General features: G+C 73.1%; 22 protein-coding genes and 1 pseudogene. 11 read left to right on the top strand and 12 right to left on the bottom strand.

Translation table 11 applies throughout. The annotated features are described in order from the left end of the window. From ABD345_RS36225 to ABD345_RS36210, 4 genes and pseudogenes are all read right to left on the bottom strand, one after another. Positions 1 to 394: pseudogene (locus ABD345_RS36225) on the bottom strand (N-acetyl-gamma-glutamyl-phosphate reductase); the annotation flags it as partial. After that, positions 391 to 1,242, bottom strand: coding sequence for an ATP-grasp domain-containing protein (locus tag ABD345_RS36220; RefSeq protein ID WP_344558580.1), 852 nt, complete (start codon positions 1,240 to 1,242; stop codon positions 391 to 393). The gene ABD345_RS36220 and the pseudogene ABD345_RS36225, both read right to left, overlap by 4 nt. Positions 1,243 to 1,246: 4 nt before the next feature. Beyond that, positions 1,247 to 1,432: a lysine biosynthesis protein LysW gene (locus ABD345_RS36215; RefSeq protein WP_344558578.1), complete on the bottom strand. Its 186-nt coding sequence runs from the start codon at positions 1,430 to 1,432 to the stop codon at positions 1,247 to 1,249. Between the two features lie 87 nt (positions 1,433 to 1,519). After that, a complete protein-coding gene (locus tag ABD345_RS36210) occupies positions 1,520 to 2,671 on the bottom strand; it encodes an isopropylmalate synthase (protein WP_344558577.1) in 1,152 nt (383 codons plus the stop codon). 241 nt (positions 2,672 to 2,912) lie between these two features. Between ABD345_RS36210 and ABD345_RS36205 the strand changes: the two genes are divergently transcribed. Both ABD345_RS36205 and ABD345_RS36200 read left to right on the top strand, forming a co-directional pair. Continuing rightward, positions 2,913 to 3,455, top strand: a complete 543-nt coding sequence (locus ABD345_RS36205) for a LuxR C-terminal-related transcriptional regulator (RefSeq protein WP_344558576.1) — start codon at positions 2,913 to 2,915, stop codon at positions 3,453 to 3,455. A gap of 89 nt (positions 3,456 to 3,544) precedes the next feature. Continuing rightward, positions 3,545 to 4,297 (top strand): maleate cis-trans isomerase family protein, encoded by a 753-nt coding sequence (locus ABD345_RS36200; protein WP_380274998.1) that lies wholly within the window; start codon positions 3,545 to 3,547, stop codon positions 4,295 to 4,297. On the opposite strand, the gene ABD345_RS36195 is transcribed toward ABD345_RS36200, so the two are convergent. The 4 genes from ABD345_RS36195 to ABD345_RS36180 form a co-directional block, all read right to left on the bottom strand. Further along, positions 4,276 to 4,965 carry a response regulator transcription factor gene (locus ABD345_RS36195; protein WP_344558574.1) on the bottom strand — a complete coding sequence of 230 codons (690 nt, stop codon included), beginning with the start codon at positions 4,963 to 4,965 and terminating at the stop codon, positions 4,276 to 4,278. The genes ABD345_RS36200 and ABD345_RS36195 overlap by 22 nt on opposite strands. A gap of 508 nt (positions 4,966 to 5,473) precedes the next feature. Beyond that, the gene (locus ABD345_RS36190) at positions 5,474 to 6,685 is read right to left on the bottom strand and encodes an LLM class flavin-dependent oxidoreductase (RefSeq protein ID WP_344558573.1); all 1,212 of its coding nucleotides are present in this window, start codon (positions 6,683 to 6,685) and stop codon (positions 5,474 to 5,476) included. Further along, positions 6,682 to 8,043, bottom strand: coding sequence for an NtaA/DmoA family FMN-dependent monooxygenase (locus ABD345_RS36185; protein ID WP_344558572.1), 1,362 nt, complete (start codon positions 8,041 to 8,043; stop codon positions 6,682 to 6,684). Before ABD345_RS36185 ends, ABD345_RS36190 begins: the two co-directional genes overlap by 4 nt. Before the next feature lie 196 nt (positions 8,044 to 8,239). Then, positions 8,240 to 9,457 carry an MFS transporter gene (locus ABD345_RS36180; RefSeq protein ID WP_344558571.1) on the bottom strand — a complete coding sequence of 406 codons (1,218 nt, stop codon included), beginning with the start codon at positions 9,455 to 9,457 and terminating at the stop codon, positions 8,240 to 8,242. Between the two features lie 65 nt (positions 9,458 to 9,522). Between ABD345_RS36180 and ABD345_RS36175 the strand changes: the two genes are divergently transcribed. Both ABD345_RS36175 and ABD345_RS36170 read left to right on the top strand, forming a co-directional pair. Then, positions 9,523 to 9,948, top strand: a complete 426-nt coding sequence (locus tag ABD345_RS36175) for a MerR family transcriptional regulator (RefSeq protein ID WP_344558570.1) — start codon at positions 9,523 to 9,525, stop codon at positions 9,946 to 9,948. Between the two features lie 166 nt (positions 9,949 to 10,114). Beyond that, on the top strand, positions 10,115 to 11,128 hold the full coding sequence (locus ABD345_RS36170; protein ID WP_344558569.1) for a hypothetical protein: 1,014 nt from the start codon (positions 10,115 to 10,117) through the stop codon (positions 11,126 to 11,128). A 123-nt stretch (positions 11,129 to 11,251) separates the two neighbouring features. Here the strand turns inward: ABD345_RS36170 and ABD345_RS36165 are convergent, their stop codons facing one another. Next, positions 11,252 to 14,626: a glycoside hydrolase family 3 C-terminal domain-containing protein gene (locus ABD345_RS36165; RefSeq protein ID WP_344558567.1), complete on the bottom strand. Its 3,375-nt coding sequence runs from the start codon at positions 14,624 to 14,626 to the stop codon at positions 11,252 to 11,254. Between the two features lie 169 nt (positions 14,627 to 14,795). Further along, complete coding sequence (locus ABD345_RS36160; RefSeq protein WP_380276503.1) at positions 14,796 to 16,889, bottom strand: discoidin domain-containing protein; 2,094 nt, start codon at positions 16,887 to 16,889, stop codon at positions 14,796 to 14,798. Positions 16,890 to 17,533: 644 nt separating this feature from the next. On the opposite strand from ABD345_RS36160, the gene ABD345_RS36155 reads away from it, so the two are divergent. From ABD345_RS36155 to ABD345_RS36145, 3 genes are all read left to right on the top strand, one after another. After that, the gene (locus ABD345_RS36155) at positions 17,534 to 18,556 is read left to right on the top strand and encodes a LacI family DNA-binding transcriptional regulator (RefSeq protein WP_344558566.1); all 1,023 of its coding nucleotides are present in this window, start codon (positions 17,534 to 17,536) and stop codon (positions 18,554 to 18,556) included. Between the two features lie 219 nt (positions 18,557 to 18,775). Further along, a complete protein-coding gene (locus ABD345_RS36150) occupies positions 18,776 to 19,825 on the top strand; it encodes a site-specific integrase (RefSeq protein ID WP_344558565.1) in 1,050 nt (349 codons plus the stop codon). Between the two features lie 161 nt (positions 19,826 to 19,986). Further along, a complete protein-coding gene (locus ABD345_RS36145) occupies positions 19,987 to 21,135 on the top strand; it encodes a hypothetical protein (protein ID WP_344558564.1) in 1,149 nt (382 codons plus the stop codon). Positions 21,136 to 21,320: 185 nt separating this feature from the next. Here the strand turns inward: ABD345_RS36145 and ABD345_RS36140 are convergent, their stop codons facing one another. Continuing rightward, positions 21,321 to 21,542, bottom strand: coding sequence for a hypothetical protein (locus ABD345_RS36140; RefSeq protein ID WP_344558563.1), 222 nt, complete (start codon positions 21,540 to 21,542; stop codon positions 21,321 to 21,323). Positions 21,543 to 21,654: 112 nt separating this feature from the next. Between ABD345_RS36140 and ABD345_RS36135 the strand changes: the two genes are divergently transcribed. After that, positions 21,655 to 22,122 carry a hypothetical protein gene (locus tag ABD345_RS36135; RefSeq protein WP_344558562.1) on the top strand — a complete coding sequence of 156 codons (468 nt, stop codon included), beginning with the start codon at positions 21,655 to 21,657 and terminating at the stop codon, positions 22,120 to 22,122. On the opposite strand, the gene ABD345_RS36130 is transcribed toward ABD345_RS36135, so the two are convergent. Then, positions 22,109 to 23,137, bottom strand: a complete 1,029-nt coding sequence (locus ABD345_RS36130) for an SGNH/GDSL hydrolase family protein (RefSeq protein WP_344558561.1) — start codon at positions 23,135 to 23,137, stop codon at positions 22,109 to 22,111. The two genes, ABD345_RS36135 and ABD345_RS36130, sit on opposite strands and share 14 nt — an antisense overlap. 557 nt (positions 23,138 to 23,694) lie before the next feature. Between ABD345_RS36130 and ABD345_RS36125 the strand changes: the two genes are divergently transcribed. The 3 genes from ABD345_RS36125 (at position 23,695) to ABD345_RS36115 (ending at position 26,346) form a co-directional block, all read left to right on the top strand. Further along, positions 23,695 to 24,630 (top strand): cytochrome P450, encoded by a 936-nt coding sequence (locus tag ABD345_RS36125; protein WP_344558560.1) that lies wholly within the window; start codon positions 23,695 to 23,697, stop codon positions 24,628 to 24,630. 317 nt (positions 24,631 to 24,947) lie between these two features. Further along, positions 24,948 to 25,175 (top strand): hypothetical protein, encoded by a 228-nt coding sequence (locus ABD345_RS36120; protein WP_344558559.1) that lies wholly within the window; start codon positions 24,948 to 24,950, stop codon positions 25,173 to 25,175. A 124-nt stretch (positions 25,176 to 25,299) separates the two neighbouring features. After that, on the top strand, positions 25,300 to 26,346 hold the full coding sequence (locus ABD345_RS36115) for a uroporphyrinogen decarboxylase/cobalamine-independent methonine synthase family protein (protein WP_344558558.1): 1,047 nt from the start codon (positions 25,300 to 25,302) through the stop codon (positions 26,344 to 26,346). Positions 26,347 to 26,439 lie beyond the last annotated feature (93 nt).

The following is a 26,439-nucleotide window of genomic DNA, read 5'->3' as shown; positions in this document are numbered from 1 at the left end:
CGGGCACGCCGTAGACGAAGCGGTCGGCCAGCTCCTCCGTCCGCCGCGCCTTGGGGTACCAGCGCCGGTGCACTTCGGGGTCGCGGATCCGGAAGGCGCCGCTGAGGTCCACCACGCAGGGCACCTGGTCGGCCAGTTGCGCGGCGAGCGCCGCCGAGGCCGGGGCCGGCGTGGCCAGGAAGACCACGTCGCACCGGCCCGCCAGGCTCTCCGGGAGCTCCTCGATGGTCAGCCCGAGGTCCAGCCGCAACCCCGGATGCAACTCCGCCGGACGCCGCCCCGCGCTGGAGGAGCCCCCCAGGAAGGTCAGCTCCAACTCGGGGTGCTGGAGCACCAGCCTGATCAGTTCGCCGCCGGCCAGGCCCGAAGCCCCGACGATGCCGACCCGGATCATCCGGTCTCCTCCTGGACGTAGCGGGCGACGGCGGCGGCGATGTCCACCCCGGTCGCCGAGGCGACCGCCTTGAAGGCGGGCGCGTGGTTGACCTCGTTGACGACGTAGCCGTCCGGGGTGGCGAACAGGTCGATGCCGTAGATGCCGGGGCCGAGCACGTCCAGCACCCCGTCGACGGTCTTGCGGACCTCCGGGTCCGGGTCGACGGCCCGGTTGCGGTTGCCGAGCGCGGCGTTGCTGCGCCAGTCGGTGCCGGCGCTGCGGAACTCGGCGATGGCGACCGTCTCGCGGCCGACCGTGAAGCAGCGCAGCGAGGTGCCGGAGGCCAGGTAGGGCTCGACCAGGCTGGCCTGTTCGAAGCCGTGCCCGAGGTCCTCGACGTAGTCGTAGACGGACTGCGCGCTGTCGGCGTCGCGCAGCAGGGTGACCCGCTTGCCCATGCCGCCGAAGACCGGCTTGAGCACCACGGGCGGCGGGAGTTCGGTCAGGGCCTTCTCGAAGTCGCGCCGGGAGAGCACCAGCCGGAAGTCGGGCACCGGCACCCCGGCGGCCCGCAGTTGGGCGCGCAGGGTGAGCTTGTTCTCGCAGGCGTGGATCGCGGAGGCGGTGTTCAGGGTCCGGATCCGGGCCGCCTCGGTGAGGGTGGCGATCAGGCCGCCCCGGGTGTAGCTGCGGCTGCGGACGAGGACGGCGGCGTGGTCGCGCAGCGCGGCCGCGTCCTGGTCCCCCAGGGCCAGCGATTCGTCGTTGACCCATTCGATGTGCAGGCCGATGCCGGCGGCGGTGTCGATCAGGTGGCGTTCTTCCCAGCCCACCCGGTCGGCGACGAGGGCGACGGTTCGAGTCATCGGCTCACTGCCCCCAGTCGCGCAGCTGGACCTCGACGGCCTGCAGGCTCAGCCGGCCCTCCTGGATCTCCTCGACCCGCAGGGTCAGCAGGCACTCGGGGCAGGCGATGGTCTCGCCCTGCACCAGCGGCGGGGTGGTCAGGTCGGTCTCGCACTCGGGGCAGGAACCGGTGAGCGTGGCTACGGACATGGTGTTCTCCGGGGTCGGTTCGGGTCGGTGGACCAGGAACGGTGGGTACGGGGTGGTGCGGGGTGGTGCGGTCGGTGCGGGAGCGGCTCAGGCGGCGGCGTACCGGTCGGCCGCGGCGCGGATCGCGTCCCGGTCGAGCAGGTCCTCGCCGTGCGCCTGCCGTTCGGTGAGCCAGGCGGTGAAGGCCGCCAGGTCGAGCTGGTCCGCGCCGTCGCCGAGCGCCCAGCGGACCAGCGGGGTGCTCAGCCGGGTGCGCACCCGCAGGCCGCGGACGTTGCCCACCACCTCCGGCGGGAGGGTCTCGTACGCCTCGGGGTGGGTCAGCTGGCCGGGCAGCTCGTAGGCGAAGGCGTGCGCGGCGGTCGGGCCGGACTGGAAGGCGTGGCCGAGCCGGGCGCCGCGCAGGGCGGCGTTGGTGAGCTCGGTGAGGTGGCTGAGGTCGAAGCGGGTGTCGCCGTACACCACCCGCAGCGAGGTGAGCAGTTCGGCCAGCGGGGCGTTGCCGCCGCGTTCGCCGATGCCGCCGGCCGTGGCGGAGATCCAGCGCGCGCCCGCCCGGTAGGCGGCCAGCGAGTTGGCGACCGCCATGCCCAGCATGTTGTGCGAGTGGATCTCGATCTCGGAGCCGTCGATCGCGGTGATCTCCCCGATCAGCGACTCCATCTGCCAGGGCGACAGACAGGCCACCGTCTCGGCGAGCCGGAACCGGTCCGCGCCCGCCTCGAAGCCGGCCGCCACGTAGGGCACCAGCCGCTCCTTGGGCGTGCGGGCACCGTCCTCACCGCTGAAGGTGACGTGGAAGCCCCGGTTCTTGGCCTCCTCGATGGCAGTGCGGGCCAGCGAGATCAGGTACTTGGTGCTGGGCGAGGCCAGTTTCAGCCGGGCGTGCTCCTCGGAGGTGGGGATCGAGAACATCACGGACCTCACGCCCAGCCGCAGCGCCTCGTCCAGTGCCCCCACCACCTGTCGGCGGTCGCGGACCATGACCAGGGTCAGGGAGCGCTCGGGCCCGACGGTCTCGTGGACCGACCCGATCAGGTCCGCGTCGCCCGAGTCGGGGCCGGAGACCATGCCGACCTCGACCAGTTCCACGCCGGTCCGCACCAGCAGGTCCGCGATGACCGCGGCGTCCTTCGCGTCGAACTCGACACCCGCCATGTGGGCGGAGTCGCGCAGGGTGGCGTCGGATATCCGGGGCAGTTCTCCCGGAAGTTCTTCGACGCTCTCCGGAGGTGCCATTGTATTCACTCCTCATTCACGTCGGGAATGGTTCGGAATCTTTGCCGTTCGGTGCGGTGAAGCCGGTGACAAGCCTCTCCGCTCCCCCGATCCGGGGTCAAGATCCGCCGTGTCAGAGCTCTGTCAACCTTCCCGGCCGAATGTCAGACGAATGTCAGAGGTGGCGAATCCGGCGGGATTCCGGGATAGCGTTCCCCCGAGTCCGGCGGGCCGCCCGCCGGAATACGGGAGGAGGCCCCGGGTGATCTTCGCTGTCGAGCTGGTCCTCCGCGACGGCGCGGGCGGCGCGGGCGGCGCGCCGCCCGGCCTGCGGGAGCACCGGGCCTACTGGGACGGCCTCGCCGGGGAGGGCGTGCTGATCGCCGGCGGCCCCTGGCAGGACGGTTCCGGGGAGCTGCTGCTGTGCCGCGCCCCGGACCGGGCGACCGTGCTGCGCCTCCTCGAACAGGACCCCTACCTGCGCCTTCGCACCGTGACCCGGTTCACGGTGCGGGCCTGGCAGCCGACCGGCGGGCTCCCGGTGCCGCCCGCACCCGCACCCCGCCCGGCCGCCCAGGCCGCCCCGGCCGGGCCGCTGACCCCGCACGAGGCGCGGGTCGCGGCGATGGCGGTGGCGGGCATGACGAACCGGGCGATCGCCGCCGCGCTGTCGGTCTCGACCCGCGCGGTGGAACTCCAGATGACCCGGATCTACCGCAAGCTCGCCATTCGCCGACGGGCCCAGCTGGCCCCCGCGCTGAACGTCCTGGAAATCCCCGCCGGCCTCCCGGAGCGGAGCGCCTGAACACCCGCCGCTACGGTTTCCCGTAGTGTCCGTGCGGACGCCCGGCAATAGCCTGGGAGGAATACCTCCGACCGACGGGTGACATCGCCATGGGCATTCCTTCCGCACCCCGGATAGGGCTGGTCGTTCCTCCGGAGAACCCCAACGCCGAACCGGAGTACGCCCGGCTCCTGGGCCGCGGCCCGAAATTGCACACCACGCGTTTCCCGATCACCCCGGGCAGCACCCTGCGGGAAATGCTGGACACCTACAACGAGGTGCTGCCGGACGTGCTGGCCGGGTTCGGCCGGCTGCCGCTGGACGCCGCGGTGGTGGCCTGCAGCGCCTCGCACTACCTGTACGGGCCCGACGGCGACCTGGAGCTCTGCGCGGAGCTCACCGCCCGCACCGGCTTCCCGGTGCGCTCCTCCGCCCTGGCCACCCTGGACGCCTGCCGGGCCCTCGGCCTGACCGGGCTGACCATGGTCTCCCCCTACGAGCCGTGGCTGACCGACCTCTCCCGCTCCTACTGGGAGCGGGCCGGCCTGGCCGTCGAGCGGGTGGTGCAGGTGTCCACCGACGGCCGGTACGACCCGTACACGGTGACCACCGGGGGGCTGCTGGCCGAACTGCGCCGGCAGCGGGTGCCCGAGGACGCGGCGCTGCTGTTCACCGGCACCGGGATGTTCACCCTGGACGCCCTCGCCGCGCTCGACACCGGCCCGGAGCGGGTGCTGCTGAGCTCGAACCTGGCGAGCGTCTGGTGGGCGCTGCGCGCGGCGGGCACCGACCCGGGCGACCCCGGGGACCACCCGCTGCTGCGCCGGCTGGCGCGCCGGACTCAACCACTGCCGATCCGGTAGCCGACGCCGCGCACGGTGATGATCCACTGGTTGCCGCCGAGCTTGCCGCGCAGGCTGCTGACGTGGGTGTCGATGGTCCGGCTGGACTCCGTCCAGTCGCTCTCCCAGACCTTCGCCATCAGCTCCTTGCGGGAGACCACCGCGCCCGGGTTGGACGCCAGCACGTAGAGCAGCTCGAACTCCTTCGCGGTGACGTTCACCACCCGGCCGTCCACCCGCACCTCGCGGGTGCGGCCGTTGATGTGCAGCGGGCGCAGCGAGATGTCCCGCACGGCGGCGTCCCCGGGGGCGGGGGTCCGGGTGCGGCGCATCACCGCCTCGATCCGGGCCACGATCTCCTGCGGGGGGCAGGACTTCGTCACGCAGTCGTCCGCGCCGGCCTGCAGGGCGAGCACCCGGTCCGGCTCGCGGCCGCTGGCCGCGAAGGCGATGACGGGCGTGGTGCCGGAGGCCCGCAGCCGCCGGCAGGCCTCGACCCCCTCGATATCGGGGAGGTCGAGGTCGAGCAGCACCAGGTCGACGTCGCGAATCATTTCCAGCGCCTCCCGTCCGGTGTCGGCGATCCTGGCCTGGTACCCCTTTCGCAAAAGGCGGTAGAGGACCGATTCGATCACGGCGGAATGGTCTCCGACCAACAGCACGCGTACCACGTCGTTCGTCCTCTCCATAAACGGTCGCATCACGGCACGGAGGGGCCCCGGCGCGCTCTGGAGGGGCGGTCGGCGGGGCCGGGATCAGGTCATCGACCGGCGCGACATCGCGCGGTGGGCCCGGCGGCCCGGTCGCGGCGAGTGTGCATCGGACCTGCTCCCCTGAGGATTCCAACGGGTTCCGGCACCGGATCCGGACGGGGCTGCTGTGACGGGAGATGCCCGTGGGAATTCTGTCCGTTCCGCGTGCGATTCGCCCATATCCTGACACCCGGTACCGCCGAGGGCAAGCAATGCCGGCGCCCGCCGGGCGCGGACCGGCCGTTCTCCACGGGAATCTGTCCGAATTGGTACCGGTTCGGACCGAACGGCTCCGCCTGATTTCACACGGCGGCAATGATTCCGGGCGCGGTCCGCTGGGGACCGCGCCCGGAATCATTCATCCAGCCGTCTCAATGGAAATGTTTGAAGTTGAATCCCCCGTATTGGGCCCTCTCCGGCCCCCCTCCGGCTCCCCCGGCTCCGCTCAGCCCTCCGCGCCGGCCCGGGCGTAGCGGCTGGCCGGGCGGGGCAGGCCGAGCAGCCCGCGCAGGGTGTCCGCCTCGTAGGCGGTGCGGAACGCGCCGCGCCGCTGGAGTTCGGGCACCAGGCCGCGGGTGATCGCCGTGAGGTCGTGCGGCAGCGCGCCCGGCCGCAGCCGGAAGCCGTCCAGGCCGGTGCCGCGCCAGTCCAGCAGCAGGTCGGCGAGTTCGGCGGGGGTGCCGGTGAAGACCAGGGCGTCCGAGCCGAAGACGGCGCCGTCCGCCTCGTCGAGGCGCTGCTTGCGCTCGGCGGCCCGGCCCGGCTCCTCGTCCAGGAAGACCACCAGGTCGGCGAAGGCCCGGATCGGCTCCGCGGCGGGCCGCTCGAAGCGCTGCCGGGCCCGTTCGAACGCGCCGAGCCTGGCCACCGCGTCCGGGCGGGACTGCGGGGTGACGAACACGACGTCCGCCCCGGCGGCGGCCAGCTCGTAGGGGGTACTGGCGTGGGCGAGCACGGTCACCACCGGCTGGCCCTGCGGCGGGCGCGGGGTGATCGAGGGGCCGCGGACCGAGAAGTGCTCGCCCTCGAAGTCGACGTGGTGCACCTTGGCGCCGTCCAGGTAGCGGCCGGTGGCGGTGTCGCGGATCACCGCGTCGTCCTCCCAGCTGTCCCAGAGCCGCCGGACCGCCTCGACCACCTCGTGGGCCTCGCCGAAGAGGCCGCGCAGCCGGGCGGCGATCAGCTCGGAGTCGGTGACGTCCTCGTCGGTCAGCTGCGGGGTGGTGCGGCGGCCGAAGTGCGCGGCGTCGGCGGCCCGGGAGGTGATCTGCGGGCGCCAGCCGGCCCGGCCCAGGCTGGCGTGGTCGAGCGAGGCGATGCCGATCGCGAGGTGGAACGGCTCGGTGTGGGTGACGTTGGTGGTCGGGACGAGCCCGATGCGCGAGGTCAGCGGGGCGAGCGCGGCGGTCAGCAGGACGGCGTCCAGCCGGCCCCGGACGTGGTCGGTGCGGTCGTCGGGCCGGTGGAAGGCCGAGGTCTGCAGGCCCAGGGTGTCCTCGACGGTGACGAAGTCGAGCAGGCCGCGCTCGGCCTCCAGGACCAGGTCGGCCCAGTAGCGGGCGGTGAGGATCTCGGCGGGGCGGGCGTCCGGTTCGCGCCAGGCGGCGGGGTGCCAGCCGGTGCCGTCCAGGGCGACCGCGAGGTGCAGGTGGGTCACGGGGTCTCCTCGAAGTGGCGGCGGGCGGGCTTCAGGCCCAGGTGGTCGCGCAGGGTGGGGCCGGTGTAGTCGGCGCGGTGGACGCCCATCTCCTGGAGCAGCGGCACCACCCGGTCGACCAGTTCGTCCAGCCCGCCGGGCACCACGTTCGGGGAGAAGACGAAGCCGTCGGCGGCGTCGCTCTGCACGAACTCGTTCATCGCGTCGGCGACCTGGCGCGGCGTGCCGACGAAGGTGGGCCGGGCGGTGACCTCGGTGATCAGCTCCCGGATGCTCAGCCCGCGCTCCTCGGCGGTCTTGCGCCAGTGCCGGACGGTCTCCTCGCGGCCCCGGCTGCGGTACAGGTTGTGGCCCTTGGTGACGACGCTCTCCGGCACCGGGTCGACGTCCGGCAGCGGGCCGTCCGGGTCGTAGCCGGACAGGTCGCGGCCCCAGGCCGCCTCCATCAGCATCAGCGCGGTCTGCGGGCTCACCTGCGCGCGGGCGACCTCGTCGGCGCGCTCGGCGGCCTCCGCCGGGGTGTCGCCCAGCACGTAGCTCACCGACGGGATGATCTTCAGGTCCTCCGGGTCGCGGCCGTACTTGGCCAGCCGGGCCTTGACGTCCCGGTAGGCGGCCCGGCCGCCCGCCAGGTCGGCGTGCCGGCTGAAGATGACGTCGGCGTCGGCGGCCGCGAACTCCCGCCCCTCGGGCGAGTCGCCGGCCTGGATGATCACCGGGTGGCCCTGCGGGCCCGCCGGGGTGCTGAACCGGCCGGATATGTCGAAGTGCTGCCCCCGGTGGGCGAACCGGCCCGCCCCCGGCCGGACGAACTCGCCCGCGGCGGCGTCCGCCCGGAAGTCGCCGGGACGCCAGCTGTCCCACAACTCCCGCGCGGTGTGCAGGAACTCGGCGGCCCGGGTGTAGCGGTCGGCCTCGTCCAGGAAGCTGCCGCGCCGGAAGTTCTCGCCGGTGAACGCGTCGTGGCTGGTCACCACGTTCCAGGCGGCCCGGCCCCCGCTCAGGTGGTCCAGGGTGGCCACCCGCCGGGCCACGTCGTACGGCTCGTTGAAGGTGGAGTTGACCGTCGCGGCCAGCCCGAGGTGCGTGGTGACGGCGGACAGCGCGCTGAGCACGGTCAGCGCCTCGGGGCGGCCCGCGACGTCGAGGTCCAGCACCCGGCCCTTGTGCTCGCGCAGCCGCAGGCCCTCGGAGAGGAAGAAGAAGTCGAACTTGCCGCGCTCGGCGGTGCGCGCGAGGCGGGCGAAGGAGTCGAAGGCGATCTGGCTCCCGGCGGACGGGTCCGACCAGATCACGGTGTGCTGGACGCTGGGGAGTTGGGCGGCGAGGTGGATCTGCTTCAGGGGTTTCACTGTCACGGCGGACTGTCTCCTGTGCGGTGTGCGGTGGCTCAGCGGGGTATTCGGTCCGGATCGGCGGCGGCGGGCCGCCGGGGACAGCCGAGCCCGGCCACGGCGCGGCGCGGCCCGAAGGCGCGGGACGGCCCGAAGGCGTGGCACGGCCCGAAGGCGCGGGACGGCGACCGTCCTGCGCCCAGGGCCTCCTGACGGCCCGTCATCCGCGCCGGGCCGGGAAGCCGTGCGACCTGGCGGAGACCACCACGCCCAGCACCGGGAGCAGCAGGATCAGCACCGTCCACGGGAAGGACTCGGCGCCGATCCCGTCCAGCAGCAGGCCGCCGATCACACCGCCCGCCGCCATCGCCACGTTCCACAGGGTGACCAGCATCGCCTGCGCGGCGTCCGCCTGCTCGCCGCCCGCGTCGCCCACCGCGGTCTGCAGCAGGGTCGGCACGCCGCCCCAGCCCAGGCCCCAGAGCGCCGCCGCGACGTACACCAGCGCGTGGGTGCCGGAGAGCAGCCCCAGCAGCAGCGCCGCGACCGCGACCAGCAGCGTGCTGCCGATCGTCAGGACCCGCAGCTGGCGGTGGATCCGGGCGCCGACGATCCAGATGCTCAGCATCGAGGTGATGCCGAAGACCAGCAGCACCAGGTCGGTGGACTTCTCCATGCCCAGGTGGTCGAGGAAGGTCGCGACGTACGCGTACAGCACGGTGTGGGCCAGCACGAAGACCAGCGTCACGAACAGCACCGGCGTCACGCCGGGCACCGAGAGCGCGCCGAGGATCCGGGTCCGGCCCTCGGGCCGCTGGCCCGGGTGGTCGGGGACGGTCGCCGCGATCCAGCCGATGACGACCACGGCCAGCACCGACATGGCCAGGAACGCGATCCACCAGTCGAACACCCGGCCCACGAAGGTGCCCGCCGGGACCCCGAGCGACAGCGCGACCGGGATGCCGGTCATCACGATCGCGATCGCCTTGCCCTGCAGCGGCACCGGCGCCATCCGGCGGGCGTACCCGGCCAGCAGCGCCCAGGCCAGGCCGGCCGCCACGCCCGCGACGAACCGGCCCGCCATGGTCAGCACGTAGTCGGAGGAGAGCGCCGTGACGGTGTTGGCCACCGCGAACGCCACCATGGCCGTCAGCAGCAGCCGCTTGCGGCGCCACGCCGCGGTGGCCACGGTCAGCGGGATCGCGGTGAGCGCGGTGGCGATCGCGTAGATCGTCACCGACTGCCCCATCGCCGACTCGCTGACCCCCAGGTCGGCGCTCATCGCGGGCAGCACGCCCGCCGGTAGGGTCTCGGTCAGGGAGGTGATGAAGACCGCGGTGGTCAGGGCCAACAGCGCCAGGATCGGGAGTTTCCGGCTCTCCGCCTGCTCGCCGTCGCCTGCCGCGGTCGGAGTGTCCACTGGCGACTGTGTGCTCATGGCGGCTATGTTTGAACCCTCACATATATGTGAGGGTCAACCGGATCTGGTGTGAGGTGGGTCACATGCGCATCGGGGAGCTGTCCGAACGGACCAACACCTCCCGCCGCCTGCTCCGCTACTACGAGGAGCAGATGCTGATCGTCTCCGCCCGGATGCCCAACGGCTACCGGGAGTACGACGAACGCTTCGTCGACCGCGTGATGCAGATCCGCGGCCTCCTCGACGCCGGACTGCCCATCAGGATCATCAAACAGATCCTGCCCTGCCTGGACAAGCCCCGAACCATCCACTTCCCCGACGCCACCCCCGAGATGCTCGACACCCTGCGCCGCGAACGCGACCGGATGACCGAACGCATCAACTGCCTGATCCGCAACCGGGACTCGGTCTCCGACTACCTCGACGAGGTCAGCAAGGGCTGGCGCCCCGACCCCGACCAGGAGCGGGACCGGCACGACGAGCTGATCGACGCCCACAGCGCCAACTGACCGTCCCGGCCCGGGAATCCCCCCCCCCCCCCGCACGGACCACCGCCCCCGCGGGCAGCGCCGCACCGGCACCACCACCCGCGCCCGCGGACTCCCGCGGGGTGCGCACGCCCGCCCCCGGTGAGACGGTGGACGGGAACTCCCGGCGCACCGCAGAGACGTGATCATGAGCAGCGCAGATCGATCGAACGGAACCGACCGGCATCCGACGCCCGAGTACCGGTGGTACAGCACCCCCTGGCACACGCACGCCGTGGCCCGGATCGACTACCTCCAATCCCAGTTCGACGAGGAGCGGACCCTCGCGAACGGGGACCACGACACGAGGGACCTGATCGATTCGGCCTCCGAGATCCTCGCGAAAGCACGGGCTTCGGCCGCCAAGCACAGTCCGCTCGGGGCCAGCAAGGAACACACCTGGACCAGCATCCACGCGGCCGAGATCCTGCTGTTCCAGATCTCGATCGACGGCAACGGATTCCACCGCAGGGCCGCCACGATCCCGAACCTCCTCCGCTACCTCGGCCCGTCGTTCCAGCACCGGGAGAAGATCGAGGAGATCTGCGCGCGGTCCATGGACGCCGAGGCCCCTCCTTCCCCGCAGGAGCGCGAAGCCCTGCTGGGTGCGCTCATCGAGGCGTACCGGAACCGGGACCGGGAGTTCGTCAGGATCCGCAACATCACCATCACCCTGTTCGTCTCGACCTTCCTCACCTTCGTCCTGGCCGCCGCCCTCCCCCTGCTGCTCTGGAGCGGACTGCTGGCCCCCCTCGACCTCTGCTTCGCCCCGACCGGCGGCCCGGTGTGCGCCAGCGGGGTGCACGGCCTCACCCAAGTCGGATCGATCAAGGACGTCGTCCTGATCGAGGCGTGCGGCATCCTGGGGGCCACCCTGACCGCCCTCCTGTCGCTGCACGAGTGGCGGGGGACCGTGACGCCCTACAAGATCCAACTGGCGTCCGCCTCACTGAAGATCCCGTCGGGAGCGCTGTCGGCGGTCATCGGCATCACGATGATCCGGGCCGGGTTCATCCCGGGCCTCACCGACCTCGACAGCTCCACCCAGATCCTGGCCTGGGCCATCGTCTTCGGCGCCTCGCAGCACCTGATCACCCGGCTGGTGGACAACCGCATCCGCGACGTCCTCCCCGACGAGAACGGGTCCAGCGCGAAGCCGTAGCCACCGGGGCGCCCTCCCCTCGGCCCGCCCGGACGCACCCGGCGGTGATCACCGCGGCCCCCGGCCACGACGATCACCGCCGGCGCACCGCACCGAGTGGTCGAGCGGTTGCCCGACCCGTCCTCAGCCGTAGGCGTTGAACTCGGCGATCGACCACCAGGAGCCGGCCGTCCCGGTCTGCACGACCTTCACGTACCGGGCGCTCCGGGCCGGGAAGTCGACTGTCACGAGGGCTCCGGTGCCGGTGCCGGTGGCCACCGCCGAGCCCCACGACACCCCGTCCGAGGACAGGAACACCTGGTAGCCGCGGGCGTAGTCGTTCGCGCTGCCGCCGGAGTCCATGGTGATCCGCGCCAACGACCGCACCGCACCCGTGTCGACCGTCACCGACTGGCCCGCGGCCATCGGCACACCCGCCGACCAGCGCGAACCCGCCGACCCGTCCAGCATGTTCGCCGGCACGTCGCTGCCACCGGTGGCGGAGGCCGACGCCGTCCACCCCGTGCGCGGCAGCACGCTGACGGCGCCGCCGGAGGTGTAGGCGTTGAACTCGGCGATCGACCACCAGGAGCCGGCCGTCCCGGTCTGCACGACCTTCACGTACCGGGCGCTCTGCGCCGGGAAGTCGACTGTCACGAGGGCTCCGGTGCCGGTGCCGGTGGCCACCGCCGAGCCCCACGACACCCCGTCCGAGGACAGGAACACCTGGTAGCCGCGGGCGTAGTCGTTCGCGCTGCCGCCGGAGTCCATGGTGATCCGCGCCAACGACCGCACCGCACCCGTGTCGACCGTCACCGACTGGCCCGCGGCCATCGGCACACCCGCCGACCAGCGCGAACCCGCCGACCCGTCCAGCATGTTCGCCGGCACGTCGCTGCCGCCGGTGGCCGAGGCCGACGCCGTCCACCCCGTGCGCGGCAGCAGGACCGGGCTGCCGCCGGTGCCGGTGCCGGTGCTGCCGGTGACGGTGGTCTGGCCGGTCAGGCGCAGGTCGCGGGAGGAGGAGCCGACCGAGACGGTGTGGGTGCCGGCGGCGGTGGTCCAACTCCCGTTCCAGTACTGGAAGCTGCGGGCGTCCAGGGTCAGGGTGACGTGCCGGCTCTGGCCGGGGTCGAGGGTGACCTTCCGGAAGCCGCGCAGGTTCTTCGGCGGTTCGCCGCTGGTGGCGGGCTGGCCGACGTAGACCTGGGCGACCTCGGAGCCGGCCCGGGTGCCGGTGTTGGTGACGTCGAAGCCGACGGCGACGTTGCCCGCGGCGTCGGGGGCGGAGACGGTCAGGCCCGAGTACCCGAAGGTGGTGTAGGACAGGCCGTGGCCGAAGGGGTACAGCGGCTCCTTGTTCTTGGCGTCGTACCAGCGGTAGCCGACGTTCACGCCCTCGGAGTACTGCACGCTGCCGTTCTGGCCGGGCCACTGCGCGGTGCTCGCGGCGGGCACGTCGGCGAGCGACTTCGGGAAGGTCACCGGGAGCTTGCCGGAGAAGTTGGTGTCGCCGTAGAGCAGCGCGGCGATCGCGGTGCCCGCCTCCTGCCCGGGGTACCAGTTCTCGACGATGCCCTGCACCGAGCCCGCCCAGGGCATGGTGACGGCGGAGCCGCTGTTGACCACCACGACGGTGTGCGGGTTGACGGCGGCGACGTCCGCGACCAGCTGGTTCTGCGCCGCGGACAGGTCGATGTCCCGCAGGTCGGAGCCCTCGGACTGGAAGTCGCTGACGAAGACGAGCGCGAGCTGGGAGTCGCGGGCGGCCGCGACGGCCTGGTCGTGGGCGCTCTGGCCGGGCACCGACCAGCCGAGGGTGGCGTTGCTGCCGCCGCCGGCCTGGTAGTAGTCGACCTCGACGCTCACCGGCTGACCGGCCGTCAGGGTGATGCTGCCGGTGCGGGTGGTGGGGCCCTGGTTGTACCAGTTGTTGATCACCTGCTGGCCGTTGACGAGCAGGCGGCTGCCGTCGTCGCTGTTCAGCGAGAACTGGTAGCTGCCGCTGGTGGGCGGGGTCAGCGTGCCGGTCCACTTCACCGACCAGTTGGTGGCGTTGACCCCGGCGGCGGGCGACTGGCCGCCCCAGACCGTGTCGACGGCCGCGTCGACCCGGCTCGCCACCACCGGGCCGGACAGGTCGGTGCTGTTGTGGTACTCGCCGTACAGGCCGGTGCCGGTGCCGCTGGACGGCTTGAGCGCGCCGGTCGGCACCGGCGGCAGCGAACCGTCGGCGGACGGGCCGCCCTGGGCGAACGTCACCGTGGTCCCGGCCCCGGCGCGGGCCTTGATGCCCTGGTAGGGCGTCACCACGTGCGGGGCGTTGACGGCGGCGCTGCCGCCGCCCTGGGTCATCACGCCCGCCCCGGCGTCGTCGCCGATCACCGCGATCGACTTGACCGACGGCGCCACGGGCAGCACCGAGGCGTCGTTCTTCAGCAGCACGCTGCCCTGCTCGGCGACCTGCTGCGCGACGGCGGCGTTCGCGGCGGTGGTGACCACCGCGTCCCGGTCGCCGTTCTGCGGGTGGTCGAAGAGGCCGCGGCGGAACATCGGCACCAGCACCCGGCGGACGTGGTCGTCGATCGTCGCCTGCGACACCTGCCCGGCGTTGACCGCGTCGGTCAGCGCGGTGCCGTAGTAGTCGCTGCCCGGCATCTCCACGTCCAGGCCGTTGTTCGCCGAGGCGACGGTGGAGTGGGTGGCGCCCCAGTCGGCGGTGACGAAGCCCTTGAAGCCGAGGTCGCCCTTGAGGACGCCGTTCAGCAGCGGCCCGTTCTCGCAGGCGAAGGCGCCGTTGACGGCCGAGTACGAGCACATCGCGGAGTCGACGCCCTGCTGGACGGCCGCCTCGAAGGCCGGCAGGTAGATCTCCCGCTCGGCCCGGTCGGAGACCACCGCGTTGTCGGCGAGCGAGTTGCGGTTGGTCTCCTGGTTGTAGACCGCGAAGTGCTTCACCTGGGCCATCGGGCCCTGGCTCTGGATGCCCGCGATGTCGGCGGCGCCGATCTGCCCGGCCAGGTACGGGTCCTCGCCGAACGACTCGAAGGCCCGGCCCCAGCGCGGGTCCCGGACGATGTTGACGGTCGGGGCGAGCACCACGTTGGTGCCCTTGCCCCACTGCTCGGCGCCGAGCACCTGGCCGTACGCGCGCATCAGCTCCGGGTCCCAGCTGGCCGCGCCGGCCACCGGGGCGGCCAGCTGGGTCACGCCGGTCAGGCCGTCGCCGGCGCCCACCGGGCCGTCCTGGAAGTGCAGCGCGGGGATGCCGAGGCGGGTGTTGGCCGGGACGCAGCCCGCGTAGCCGCAGGACGGCCCGCCGTGCAGCATGGTCAGCTTCTCGGCCTGGGTCATCGCGGCGAGCAGTTCGTCGGCGCGCTGGTCGGGGGTCTGGGCGGCATTGGTCCACGGCTGGTCGGCGGCGCTCGCCGCCGGACTGCCGAGGGCGGCCAGGGCCCCGGCCACCAGGAGGGCGGCGAGCGGCCCGGCGAGGGCGGTTCGCGGATGAGGACGGCGCACGACGGCTCCAGTCGGCGAAGGGGCACCCCGGCCGACGGCCGTCGGCTCGGGGTGCGGGGTGGGGGTGGGGTGGGGGTGTGGGGGTGGGGGCGTCCGCGGCGGCGTCGAGGACGCCGGGCGGGGAGGGGCTCCGGGACCGGACCGGAACGGCCGGTCCCGGAGCCCGCGGTCACTGCGAGACGCGGACGTAGTCGACGATCATCTTCTGCGGCAGGACGGTGGTGGCGTCCGGGTTGCCGGGCCAGTCACCGCCGACGGCGTTGTTGAGGATGATGTAGAACGGGTGGTCGTACACCCAGGGGCCGCGGGTCTGCTCCAGCGTCGAGCGGTCGACGGTGAAGAAGCTGTGGCCGTCCACCGCGAACGTCATGTGGGTGGAGTCCCAGTCGACGGCGTAGGTGTGGAAGTCGGAGGCGAAGTCCGACCCGGCGAGGGTGTACGGCGAGCCGTAGCCGCCCCCGCCGTTGTAGGCCGGGGCGTGCAGGGTGGAGTACACCGAGTCCGCGACCTTGCCGACGTGCTCCATGATGTCGATCTCACCGCAGTTCGGCCACGGCGTGCCGGACTTGAAGTTCGAGCCGAGCATCCAGAACGCGGGCCACAGGCCCTGGGTGCCGCTGACCTTGATCCGGGCCTCGACGTGCCCGTAGGTGAAGTCGAGGTGGCCGTGGGTGTTGATCCGGCCGGAGGTGTACTGGCCGTTGGCCTCCTTGCGGGCCTCGATGACGAGGTTGCCGTTGCCGTCCAGGTTGGTGTTGTCGCCGTTGGTGTAGAGCTCCAGCTCGCCGTTCTGGCCGTTGCCCGGGTCCTGGGTCCACTTGGCGGGGTCCGGCTTGGTGTTCGCGGCGCCGTTGAACTCGTCGCTCCACACCAGGCGCGGCGGGTTGGCCGGGTTCGGCGGGAGGGCGGGCGGGGCGGTGGGGTTGCCGCCGGTGCCGTACACGTCGAAGGTCCACAGCGAGTAGCCGTACGGGGTGGCGCGCTGGGTGCCGTACATCCGCACGTACCGGCCGGTGCCGTCGACGTCGAGGGTCTCCTTGAAGCCCTTGCCGGTGGTGGTGGAGTAGATGCTGGTCCAGTTGCTGCCGTCCGGCGAGACCTGGATCTGGTACGCCTTGGCGTACGCCGGGTCCCACTGCAGCACCACCTGGGTGACGTGCGCGGTGGCGCCGAGGTCGACCGAGATCCAGCCCGGGTCGACCCAGCCGTTGGTGTCGCTGGTCGCCCAGCGGGTCGCCGGGTCCTCGTCGAAGGCCTTGGCCGGCGCGCAGCCCGGGCAGTTGCCGCTGTCCTGGGAGGTCGAGGCGGTGCCGGGCTTGCCGTACGAGAGCAGGGTCTTCCCGCCGCCCGGGTTGCCGCCCGGGTTGCCGCCCCCGCCGCCGGTGAAGACCTGGAACTCCCAGAGCGAGTAGCCGTACTGGGTGGCGCGCTGGGTGCCGAGGACCCGGACGTACCGGCCGGTGCCGGACAGGGTGATCAGCTCGGTCGCGCCGCGGCCGTCGGCCGTCGAGTAGACGGTGTTCCAGGTGGCGCCGTCCGCCGAGACCTGGACCTGGTACGCCTTGGCGTACGCGTTCTCCCAGGACAGCTGGACGCCGCAGACGTTCTGCGAGGAGCCGAGGTCGACCTGCAGCCACTGCGGGTCGGCGGCGGCCGAGGACCAGCGGGTGCCGGTGTTGCCGTCGACCGCGGCGGAGGCCGGCGTCCCGCCGTTCTCGGTGGAGGAGGCGGTGGCGGTCCGGTTCAGGGCGGCGTTGGTGGTCGAGCAGGCGCCGGTGCCGGTACCGGTGCCGGTGCCCGCCGTGCCGTAGACCTGGAACTCCCAGAGCGAGTAGCCGTACTGGGTGGCGCGCTGGGTGCCGAGGATCCGGACGTAGCGCCCCGTGCCGTTCACGGCCAGGGTCTCCGAGCCGCCCTGCCCGGTCGTGGTCGTGTAGACGTCCGTCCAGGTGGTGCCGTCGGTGGAGGTCTGGATCCGGTACGCCTTGGCGTACGCGGCCTCCCAGGTGAGGACGACGGAGGTGACGGTGTCCGTGGCGCCGAGGTCGACCTGCAGCCACTGCGGGTCGGCGGCGGCCGAGGACCAGCGGGTGCCGGTGTTGCCGTCGACCGCGGCGGAGGCCGGCGTCCCGCCGTTCTCGGTGGAGGAGGCGGTGGCGGTCTTCCCCTGCGACAGCAGGGTGCCCTCGGCCCGGGCGGGGGCGGCCTGGTTCACGGCGAGCGCGAGGGTCGCGATCAGGACGGCGACGAACGCGAGGATCAGGGGGCGGGGTGGTGCGGCGAAGGCGCGATGTGGGGGGCTACCTGTCACAACATCTCTCCTGACGTGGTCATGACCGAGAGAGCGCTCTCTCATCACGCGATGATTGCGCCGCGTCGCATCCGAGTCAATGAAGTGAACAGATCCAGAAAAGTTGAACAGTAATCGGTGCAGCGAAGACCGATATGCGAATGACGGGGTGGACATTCCGTGCAACACGGACCGCGCTCGTTCATTCGCACTACACAAGATTGACTCAATCCGAGGTCAGGGCGCCGGGGCGGGGCGGCACCCGAGGAAGGAGAACGCTTGCGGCAGCCGATGGACAACACGAGATCGGGGCGATCAGACCGGTGAATCCCCCGGGGGTGACCGGGTGACCTTCTGTTCAAGAGTTGAATTTCTCCCCCACCCCACGATGACGGCTACGGAAGGACGTCCCGGCAGGCTTCGACCCGCCATCAGGGAGAGCGCTCTCCCTAGATCTCCCACCCCGCCGCCGCCCCGGCCGGTCCGCCGGGACGGCAGCGGTACTGTCGTGGCGGACGCCGCCGCCGCGAAGGCCGCCGGCGCCCGCCCGAACTGACCAGAGCGGGCCCCGCCCGCCGCGGCGGGGCCCGGGCCCGACGAAGCCGGAACGGTGGTCCATGCCCGCGCCCCGCCGCACCACGCTCGCCGACATCGCCCAGGAGGTCGGCGTGAGCGCCAAGACCGTCTCCCGGGTCCTCAACGGCGACGGCCCCACCTCCCGACAGACCCGGGAGAAGGTCATGGCCGCGGTCGAGAAACTCGGCTTCCAACCCAACCTGATGGCCCGCAACATCCGCGTCGGCGGCCCCGACAGCACCGTCGGCCTGATCATCCCCGACATGGGCAACCCGTTCTTCGGCTCCGTCGCCGGCGGCATCGAGAGCGCCGTGCGCGAACGCGGACTCACCCTCCTGATGGGCTCCTGCGCCGACGACCCCGCCCGCGAACGCGCCCTGATCGACACCTTCCTGGCCCGCCGGGTCAGCGCCCTGATGGTGGTGCCCACCGCCGGCGCCGACCACGCCCACCTGCGCACCGCCCGGGCGAACGGCCTGCCGGTGGTCTTCCTCGACCGCCCCGGCACCAACCTGACCGCCGACAGCGTCGTCAGCTCCAACCGCGACGGCGCCCGCGCGGGCACCGCCCACCTGATCGCCGCCGGACACCGCCGCATCGCCTTCGTCGGCGACCGCCCCACCACCCTCTACACCCGCCGCGAACGCCTCGCCGGCTACCGCGAAGCCCTCGACGCCGCCCAACTCCCCTACGACCGCACCCTCGTCCTCGACGGCCACACCGAGACCGAGGCCGCCGACGCCGTCCAGCGCGCCCTGCGCGACCCGCGGCCGCCCACCGCGATCCTCGCCGCCAACAACTTCGCCGCCATGGGCACCGTCCTGGGCACCACCCGGGCCGGCCGGCGCGACGTCGCCCTGGTCTCCTTCGACGACCTGCCCTTCGCCGAAGTCCTGGAACCCGCCATCACCACCGTCGCCCAGGACCCCACCGCCATCGGCACCGCCGCGGCCACCCTCGCCCTGGCCCGCCTCGACGGCGACCGCACCCGGGCCCGCACCGTCACCGTCCCCACCCGCCTCATCCCCCGCGGCTCCGGCGAACTCCCACCCACCACCCGGTAGTTCCGCACCCCCGACTGCTGCCGAAGGACGGTCACCACGGCATACGGCGAGCCGGGCCAGGAGGGCACCACGGCGTCGACCCCACCCAACGATCCCGCCTCAAGCCAGTTATTCATACATACATACTCTTGCGGGAGATGTCCGGGAGATGCCGGAACCCTCCCGCCCGGGAACCGTCCGACCCGGGAACCGTCCGACCCCGGCGCTAGGGTGGCATCCATGGCGGACGCACCGACGGCAGCGGCACCCTCCATCGAGGCCCTGGACGCGGTGGTCGACCGGGCCTGCCGGCCGCCCACCGGCGCCTCCCGCGCGAAGCAACTGCGCTGGGTCGCCGGGGAGTTGCGCACCGCCCTGGAACGCGACGCGATCCCACCGACCGCCGCCGCCTCCCTCACCACGCTCCTGGCCCCCGCCACCCTCGCCGCCTACCTCACCGCCGCCGAACAGGGCCTGCTGCGCCGCAAACCCGCCGCCCGACCCGACCAGCCCTCCCCCGCGTCCATGCGGGTGCGCGAGGACTGCCTGCGCATCCTCGCCACCGAGGCGGGCCTGCCCCTCGCCCTCCCCGACCGCGAGCGGCCCGCCGTCGAACTCCGGGAGGTGGTCGCCGCCCGCCCCCGCAGCATCCTGCTGGGCCACCTGGAGAACGCCACCCGCCCCGGCCAGAGCGCCGCCCGCACCCGCGTCCTCGCCGTCATCGCCACCGTCCTGGACACCGGCTGCCGCGCCGGGGAACTCTGCGCCCTGCGCACCCACGACCTCGACCTGCACCACGGCACCATCCGCCTCACCCGCCTCCCCCAGCACCGCGACCCGCACGCCCCGCCCACCACCGAGACCATCGCCCTCTCCGACCCCACCCGCGCCGCGCTGCGCCAGTGGCTCACCGTCCGCACCCGCCTCACCGTCCGCGACGCCGCCCGTCCCCCCGGCCCGGACAACGAGACCACCGCCGCCCTGTGGGTCAGCATCGCCCCCAGCGGCCACCCCCGCCCCGGCCTGCCCCTGCACTTCCGCGGCCTCGCCCGCGCCTACGCCCGGGCCGTCCACGACCTCAACACCGACATGGCCGGCCAACCCGGCTGGCACCCCCTCCCCCGCCGCATGGAACCCCTGCGCCGCGCCATCGAACTCCAACCCGACGACCCCACCGACCCCGCCGACCCCACCGCCGCGACCACCCTCCGCCGCACCGGGCCACCCGCGCCCCGCCCGGCCCGGCCGACCGCCGGCCCGGGACCGCGCCGGGGCCGGCCCGGCCGGTGAAGTCCCGTGCCCGCCCGGCCGGTGAAGTCTCGTGCCCGCCCGGCCGTACCCAGCCTCCTGCGATTCGCCGCTCCCGCCGCCTGCCGGTGCGTCAGAATTGCCCGGCGCCGGCAGTCCCAGAACAGGCAGCAGTCCCAGAACAGGCATCGGAGGTAGGGCCCATGACGCGCTACAGCGTCGACCTCGACCAGCACGGACTGATCGCCTCGTGGGGCACCGGCGAGGGCGACCTCTCCACCCGCGTCACCGCCCTACCGGACGGCGCGGACCCCTCCGCCCTGCTGGCCCTGGCCCGCTCCCTCACCCAACTCTCCGACGCCGCCTGGCGCACCTACACCCACCCGGTCGGCGCGGCCGGCTCCCTGGAGCCCGACAGCGAGGGCTGGCGCCGCGAGAGGGAACGCACGGCGTTCGAGGAGGTCCCGGGCGCGATCGCCGAGCCGCACCTGCCGCACGGCGGCACCCTGGCGGTCTCCTACAGCCCGCTGGTCGAGTCCGCCCACCGCATCGGCCGCGCCCTCCACCACCTGGCCGACCAAGCCCTGACCGGGGCCGTCCTCGCCGAGGCCGCCCGCGAACTCGCCGCGGTGGAGAGCGCCGAACTCGGCGACCTCACCGGCCGCGCCCAGCAGGCCGTCCTCCTCAGCTGCGAGGACGCCTCCCCCGTCCAGGTCGCCGCCGCCGACCGGCTCCTGGAGCAGGACCCCTTCGGCCCCGCCGAACTGTTCTCCACCGTCGACCCCACCGCGGCCGCCGTCGCCGCCGCGCACTGGCTCGCCGCCGCGGCCGAGGTCGCCGCCGGATCCTCCGGCGAGGACCCCACCGACGTCGTCCTCGCAGCCGACGCCATCGAATCCCTCCCCCACGAGACCCCCACCCTCGTCCTCGGCCTCATCCAGGACGGCGCCACCCCGAACGAAGCCGTCACCGCCCTCGTCCGCCACGCCATGCACATCACCGACGGCCTGCTCCTCGACCCCGTCTCCCTGCGCGACCAACTCGAAGACTTCGAGGAGACCGTCGCCGAACACACCGGCCAAGCCGACCCCGACCTCGACGACGTCGCCGTCCGCCTCACCCCCCTCGACCCCAAACGCCCCGCCCGCGACCTCCTCGAAGACCTCCTCGCCGGCATCCACGGCTGCTGGCTCCTGCACAGCCGGTACGCCGACCCCGACGAGGACCAGGACCTCGGCGACACCGGGGCCCGAACCGACCGACAGGCCGAGGAACACCAACGCCGCAGCCACGAACGCTTCGCCCACCTCATCCGCCGAACCGCCGCCACCCACCACGACCGCCTCATCTGACCGGCCCCACCCCCGCCACCGCCACCGCACCTCCCCACCCGGCGAGTTGCCCCCGCCTTCGGCACCCTGCAGAAGGCGGGGAGGGCGCCGAACACGTACGCGGGAGGGCGGCCACCAGACGATGAGAAGGATGGTGCCGGTGACCGCCGTCCGGCCCAGCAGCGCGAAGAGCGGCATCGCGACCGTCAGGGACAGGGCGACGACCGGCACGCTCCGGTGCACCCGCGCGAGAGCGCCGAGCCGGCGACGAAGTCGCCGATCATGCCCGCCGCACCGAAGCCGAACAGCAGCGGACCGACGTGGCTCTCGTCGATGCCCGACAGCTCCTGCAGGGCCGGGCTCACGAACGCGTAGGCCGAGAAGTGCCCGAACACGAGGAAGACCGTCGCGATGGTGCCGATGCGCACCCCGGGGTTCCTGAACGCGCGATCACCCGGGAACCTGGGTGATTAAGGTTCGGACGGGCTGCTGCTGAACGACAATCGGCCCTACGCCTGCTACGGTCCGCAGACGGTCAGCGTGAAGGCCGTCAGGAAGAAGTTCCAGGACGACCTGGAGAGCGCGCGCGGGCGGCGTGCGGGCCGGTTCACCGCGTTCGCCTTCGTCCACAACGACCGGCGCGGTGTGCGTCCTGTGGCTGCCACTCTCCTTGCCGAGGCCCGGAACGGCCGTCCGGCTCTGACCTTCGAGGAGTTGGGTGGCCGGGCCTTGCGGCAGGAGCTGATGCAGCTCGACGTCGCCCTCGCCGGGGGCGAGGCGTTCCACCTGTCCGCCGTCCGCAACCGCCGGCGGTTCCTGGACGCCGAAATCGAGGAGTTGTCCCAGCGGTTGGAAGGCCGGCGTGCGGAGCGGGCACGCCTGGGCGGGCAGCCCCGGGCGCCATCCTCCTGGTGGCCGGGTGCCCGTCGCAGGGTGCGGCCCCGGGCCGCGGTGGCGGTCCCGGGGCCGCACCCTGCGGAAGCGCGGGGCTGGGTCAGCTCTTCTTGAAGACTTCTTCGATCGTGGCGGCCACGTGCTGGGCCTGGAGGTCGCGGCCCTTCTCGTTGGGGTGCGCGTACCACGGCACCTTCTGGCCGATGAGGTCGAGGTTGGAGGGCTCCAGCAGGCCGCCGATGCCGCGGTCGGCGCCGTCGCAGGCGGTGTTGGCCCCGGTCTGGGCGTAGAGGTCGACGAAGGTGGCGTCGTTCTCCTCGGCGACCTTCTTCATGACGTCGTTGAGCCGCTTCTGGGCCTGGTCCAGGACGGGCAGCGCGTCCTGGGGGATGTCGGCGAACGGCAGTTCGCTCTGGCCGGGGGCGGCCTTCGCGCACTTGGCGACGGACTGGGGCACGAGCCGCGGGTAGCCGACCAGGACGACGTCGGCGTCCCAGGCCTTGTAGTGCAGGACCTGGATCATCTGGTCCAGGTCGTCCTCGGCGACCTGGAGCTTGAAGTCCAGCCACTGCTTGCCGTCGCCGGTCTCGAAGAAGTCCTTGCACTCGGCGGCCGGCTTGTCCCCGTCGACCGGCTCGCCGGGCAGCAGGGAGGGCTGGCGGAGCTTGTCGGAGCACTGCTTGAGGATCTCGGCGAAGCCCAGCGTGTTGCCGCCCATACTGCCCACCACCAGCCGGGTGTCGCCCTTGAGCGCCTTCCACTGCTCGTCCACCTCCCCGGCGCCGAAGGGCAGTTGCTGCTTGGTCCAGACGTTCGCGGCGACAGCGCCCCCGCAGGAGACGTCACCCTGGACGGTGAGGTCGACGCCCTTGCCCGCCAGGGTCCGCGCGGCGACGGCGGGGTAGTTGTCCTTGGCCTGGAAGCACCAGCCCCGCTCGCTGTCCATGTGGTTCACGGGAGAGAGGCCGAAGTTGGCGGTGTAGGAGTCGCCGAAGAAGACGGTCGGCACCGCATCTGCCGTGGGGGCCGCCGCGGCGGTGGCCGCCGGGGCGGCGAGCGCCAGACAGCTGCTCAGCGCGAGCGCGGCGGCGGCCACCGCCGCGCCTTGGGGGTGTTCGTCGTCCTGCACACGGTCGAAGACATGGCTGTGCCCTTTCGCCGGGATCCGCGAGAAGAAACAAGAGAGGTGGTGACCCAAAGTATTCAGCCATGGCGGAGCGTGATATCCCGGCAATGGTGGTGCGCACGCGCGCGATCCTGCACAACCTCCTCACAACGGCCCATCGCGCCCGACCGGCATGCCGGTGTCGCAGTCCTCCTTCAGCAGCAGCAGCGAGCACAGGCAGCGGTTGGCAGCCAGGCCCACCAGCAGGGCGCAGCCGGCGACGACGATGACCAGGGCCAGGGCCAGGGGAGAAAACCTTCGGGAGGACGGGCCCGCAGCGCGAGGTGGAGGGGGCCCGAAAGCTCCCCGGGCCGCCGCACGGTCCCGGGCCGCCGCACGGTCCCGGTCCGAGGGGCGGTCCCGGTCCGAGGGGCAGTCGGGCACTTCGCGGCTTTCCCCGCCGCCCGGACAACGGACCGGCCATCATGGACACGCCGACTGAAGCGGGGCGTCGCCGCGGAACGCCCTCGGCGCCGTCCCTGCTCCGGGCTCCGGGCGGCGTCCGGGGCGGTGCCGCCGCCGTGACCGGGAAGTGCGGCGATGACGACGGACGAAGGTGCGGCGACGGTGCCGGGCGTGCGCGGAGGGCATCCGGCGGCGCCGAGCGGTCTCGCGCCGACGGCCTGCTCAGCGCCCTCGTCCACGCCCAGCGGACCGACCCCGCGCCCACCGACGGCGAGATCGCCGCCCTCGCCCGACTCGTCCTGATCGCCGGCCACGAGACCGCCGCCCACGTCTTCGGCCCGACCGTCCTGCTCCTGCTGCGCCCGCCCCGCCTGTGGGACACCCTGCGCGAGCGGCCCGAGCCGGTCGGCGGCGTCGTCGAGGAGGCCCTGCGCCACGCCACCGTCCTGCGGTACGGCCTGCTCCGCGTCGCGCGCGAGCCCCTCACCCTGGCCGGACAGCCCGTCCGGGCGGGCGGGCGCGTCGTGCTGCACCTGCCCGCCGCCCACCACGACCCGGCCCGCCTCCCCGACCCCGACCGCTTCGACCCGCACCGCCCGGGCGCCGCCAACCACCTCGCCTTCGGCCACGGCGCCCACCACTGCCCCGGCGACCACCTCGCCCGCGTCGAACTGCGCACCCTGCTTGCCGCCGCCCTGCCCCGCTTCCCCGACCTGCGCCCGGCCGTCCCCCGGACGAGATCCGCCCCCTGCGCCACCGGGTCGTCCACGGCCCGGCCGCCCTCTCCGTGGACTTCACCCCGTGACGGACGCCCCGCACTCCTACACCACCTACGCCTTCGACTTCGACGGCACCGCCGACGTCAACCGCCGCTCCGTGCAGGCCGCGCCCGCCGCGCACGGCGTCAGCGTCCCCCTCACCTGGGTGACCGCCACTCCCGCCTTCAACCGCCGCCCGACTGCGCCGCCGCCTCGGCCTGGCCCCGGCCGATCTGCCCGAGCACAGCTTCGTCGCAACCGCCCGCGCCCACTGGTTCGCCCACACCCACCTGATCCGGCCCATCGCCGCCGCGGCCCGCGCGGCGGCCGAACGCGGCGGCCTCGCCGTCGTCACCGCCAACTACGCCGACATCGCGCGCCACGCACTGACGGTCATCGGGCTCGACGACCTGCCCTGGACCGTCGTCGGCCGCGAGGACACCCCGCGCACCAAACCGGCCCCGACGGCTACCCGCACGCCGCCCGCCTGCACGCCGCCCGCCTGCCCCGGCGCTGAACGGCGCTCCCGTTCGCGCCCGCTGCGGCCGGGCCCCGGGCCACCGGACGGGTGAGCGCTCGTGCCGCCGGCCCCGGGCGCTCGTTGTCCGGGCATGACGATCACCAGGCGCTTCACCTCGCTCGCCGTCCTCGCCGCCGCCGTCCTCACCCTCGGCGCCGCCCCGGCCACCGCCGCCGCGCACACCCGCCACCTCGACCCGGCGGTCACCGTGGAGCAGTGCGTCGAGGGCGGCGGCTGGGTCGCCTCCGACATCCGCGAGCGCCGCGAGTTCTGCGTCGGCGGGGAGTTCGACGACCGCTACGTCCGCTGGCAGGACTGACGCCACGGACCCGGTCCGCGAGGGGCGGTCAACCTCCTGACCGCCCGTCACTCATGGGTGTGGCCCCGCGCCGTGGCCCGCGTGTACCGGAGGGGAGCCGGGCCTCGGCTCCTAGGGTCCTGGCATGAGCATCCCCTCCGAGCCGATCGGCAGCCTTCCCCGCACGCCCGACGTGCTGAACGCGATGTCCGGCGGTGACAGCACGGCCCTGGCCAAGGCCGTGGACGTCGCCGTCCGCGAGAGCGTCGAGGCCCTCGAAGCGGCCGGTTCGCCGGTCGCCGACGGCGACCAGGCCAAGGCCGGCGCCTGGACCTACCCGTTCGACGGGGCCGACCACCTGGACCCCGACGGCGTGGCCGTCCCCTACGCCGACGGGCACCAGCGTCGGCTGCCCTCCCTGGCCGAGGGCCCGTTCCGCTACCGCACCCACGCCGAGCAGTACCTGCGCGCCGCGCAGAAGTACGCCACCGTCCCGGTCAAGCAGGCGGTGGCCGCCCCCTCCGCGCTCAGCCTGCTCTACCCGCCGTCCGGCATCGCGGGCTACCCCCGTGAGCAGTTCGTCGCCGACCTGCTCGACGAGGCGGAGCGGGACGTCCGCGGCTGCCTGGACGCCGGCGCGCACCGCGTCCAGCTCGACTTGGAAGTGGCCCGGCTCTCCCTCAAGCTCGACCCGTCCGGCGGGGTCCTGGAGCAGTTCGTCGAGCTCGACAACCAGCTCCTGGCACGCTTCAGCGAGGCCGAGCGCGCCCGGATCGGCGTCCACACCGGCCCCGGCGGCGACCGGCACTCCACCCACAGCCTCGACGTCGACTACGCGGGCCTGCTGCCGCAGCTGTTCCGGCTGACCGTCGGCAACTTCTACCTGCAGCTCGCGAGCGAGCCCGACCCCGAGCGGGTGCTCAGCCTCGTCGCGCAGCAACTGCGGCCCGGCATCCGGGTGTTCGTCGGCGTCACCGACCCGACCGACCCGCGGGTGGAGAGCGCCGAACAGGTCCGCGACCGCGTGCTGCTCGCCGCCCGGCACATCCCCGTCGACCAGCTGGGCACCTGCGACGACACCGGCTTCGCCCCGTACGCCGACGACCGCTCCACCTCGCGCGAGACCGCCCTCGCCAAGATCCGTGCCCGCCTCCGGGGCACCGCCCTGGCCGCAGCGCAACTCGGCGTCTAGGGCTCGTATTCTGTTGTGATCATTCTGGGAAGTTGCCCTCGCGGCGCGGCCTGATCCGGTAGACCGTGTTCCGTGATGCGAGTGCAACTTTCC

It is taken from the genome of Kitasatospora saccharophila, from assembly GCF_039529925.1.
Classification (GTDB): domain Bacteria; phylum Actinomycetota; class Actinomycetes; order Streptomycetales; family Streptomycetaceae; genus Kitasatospora; species Kitasatospora saccharophila.
The sequence above is the reverse complement of the archived record's forward strand: the minus strand, read 5'-3'. Positions and strand labels throughout refer to the sequence as shown.

What these genes read in the sequence shown, in the direction of transcription:
- ABD345_RS36220 (WP_344558580.1), bottom strand. Translation starts at nt 1,242, where the DNA reads ATGACTCGAACCGTCGCCCTCGTCGCCGACCGGGTGGGCTGGGAAGAA.
- ABD345_RS36215 (WP_344558578.1), bottom strand. Translation starts at nt 1,432, where the DNA reads ATGTCCGTAGCCACGCTCACCGGTTCCTGCCCCGAGTGCGAGACCGAC.
- ABD345_RS36210 (WP_344558577.1), bottom strand. Translation starts at nt 2,671, where the DNA reads ATGGCACCTCCGGAGAGCGTCGAAGAACTTCCGGGAGAACTGCCCCGG.
- ABD345_RS36200 (WP_380274998.1), top strand. Translation starts at nt 3,545, where the DNA reads ATGGGCATTCCTTCCGCACCCCGGATAGGGCTGGTCGTTCCTCCGGAG.
- ABD345_RS36195 (WP_344558574.1), bottom strand. Translation starts at nt 4,965, where the DNA reads ATGGAGAGGACGAACGACGTGGTACGCGTGCTGTTGGTCGGAGACCAT.
- ABD345_RS36180 (WP_344558571.1), bottom strand. Translation starts at nt 9,457, where the DNA reads ATGAGCACACAGTCGCCAGTGGACACTCCGACCGCGGCAGGCGACGGC.
- ABD345_RS36175 (WP_344558570.1), top strand. Translation starts at nt 9,523, where the DNA reads ATGCGCATCGGGGAGCTGTCCGAACGGACCAACACCTCCCGCCGCCTG.
- ABD345_RS36170 (WP_344558569.1), top strand. Translation starts at nt 10,115, where the DNA reads ATGAGCAGCGCAGATCGATCGAACGGAACCGACCGGCATCCGACGCCC.
- ABD345_RS36155 (WP_344558566.1), top strand. Translation starts at nt 17,534, where the DNA reads ATGCCCGCGCCCCGCCGCACCACGCTCGCCGACATCGCCCAGGAGGTC.
- ABD345_RS36150 (WP_344558565.1), top strand. Translation starts at nt 18,776, where the DNA reads ATGGCGGACGCACCGACGGCAGCGGCACCCTCCATCGAGGCCCTGGAC.
- ABD345_RS36145 (WP_344558564.1), top strand. Translation starts at nt 19,987, where the DNA reads ATGACGCGCTACAGCGTCGACCTCGACCAGCACGGACTGATCGCCTCG.
- ABD345_RS36120 (WP_344558559.1), top strand. Translation starts at nt 24,948, where the DNA reads ATGACGATCACCAGGCGCTTCACCTCGCTCGCCGTCCTCGCCGCCGCC.
- ABD345_RS36115 (WP_344558558.1), top strand. Translation starts at nt 25,300, where the DNA reads ATGAGCATCCCCTCCGAGCCGATCGGCAGCCTTCCCCGCACGCCCGAC.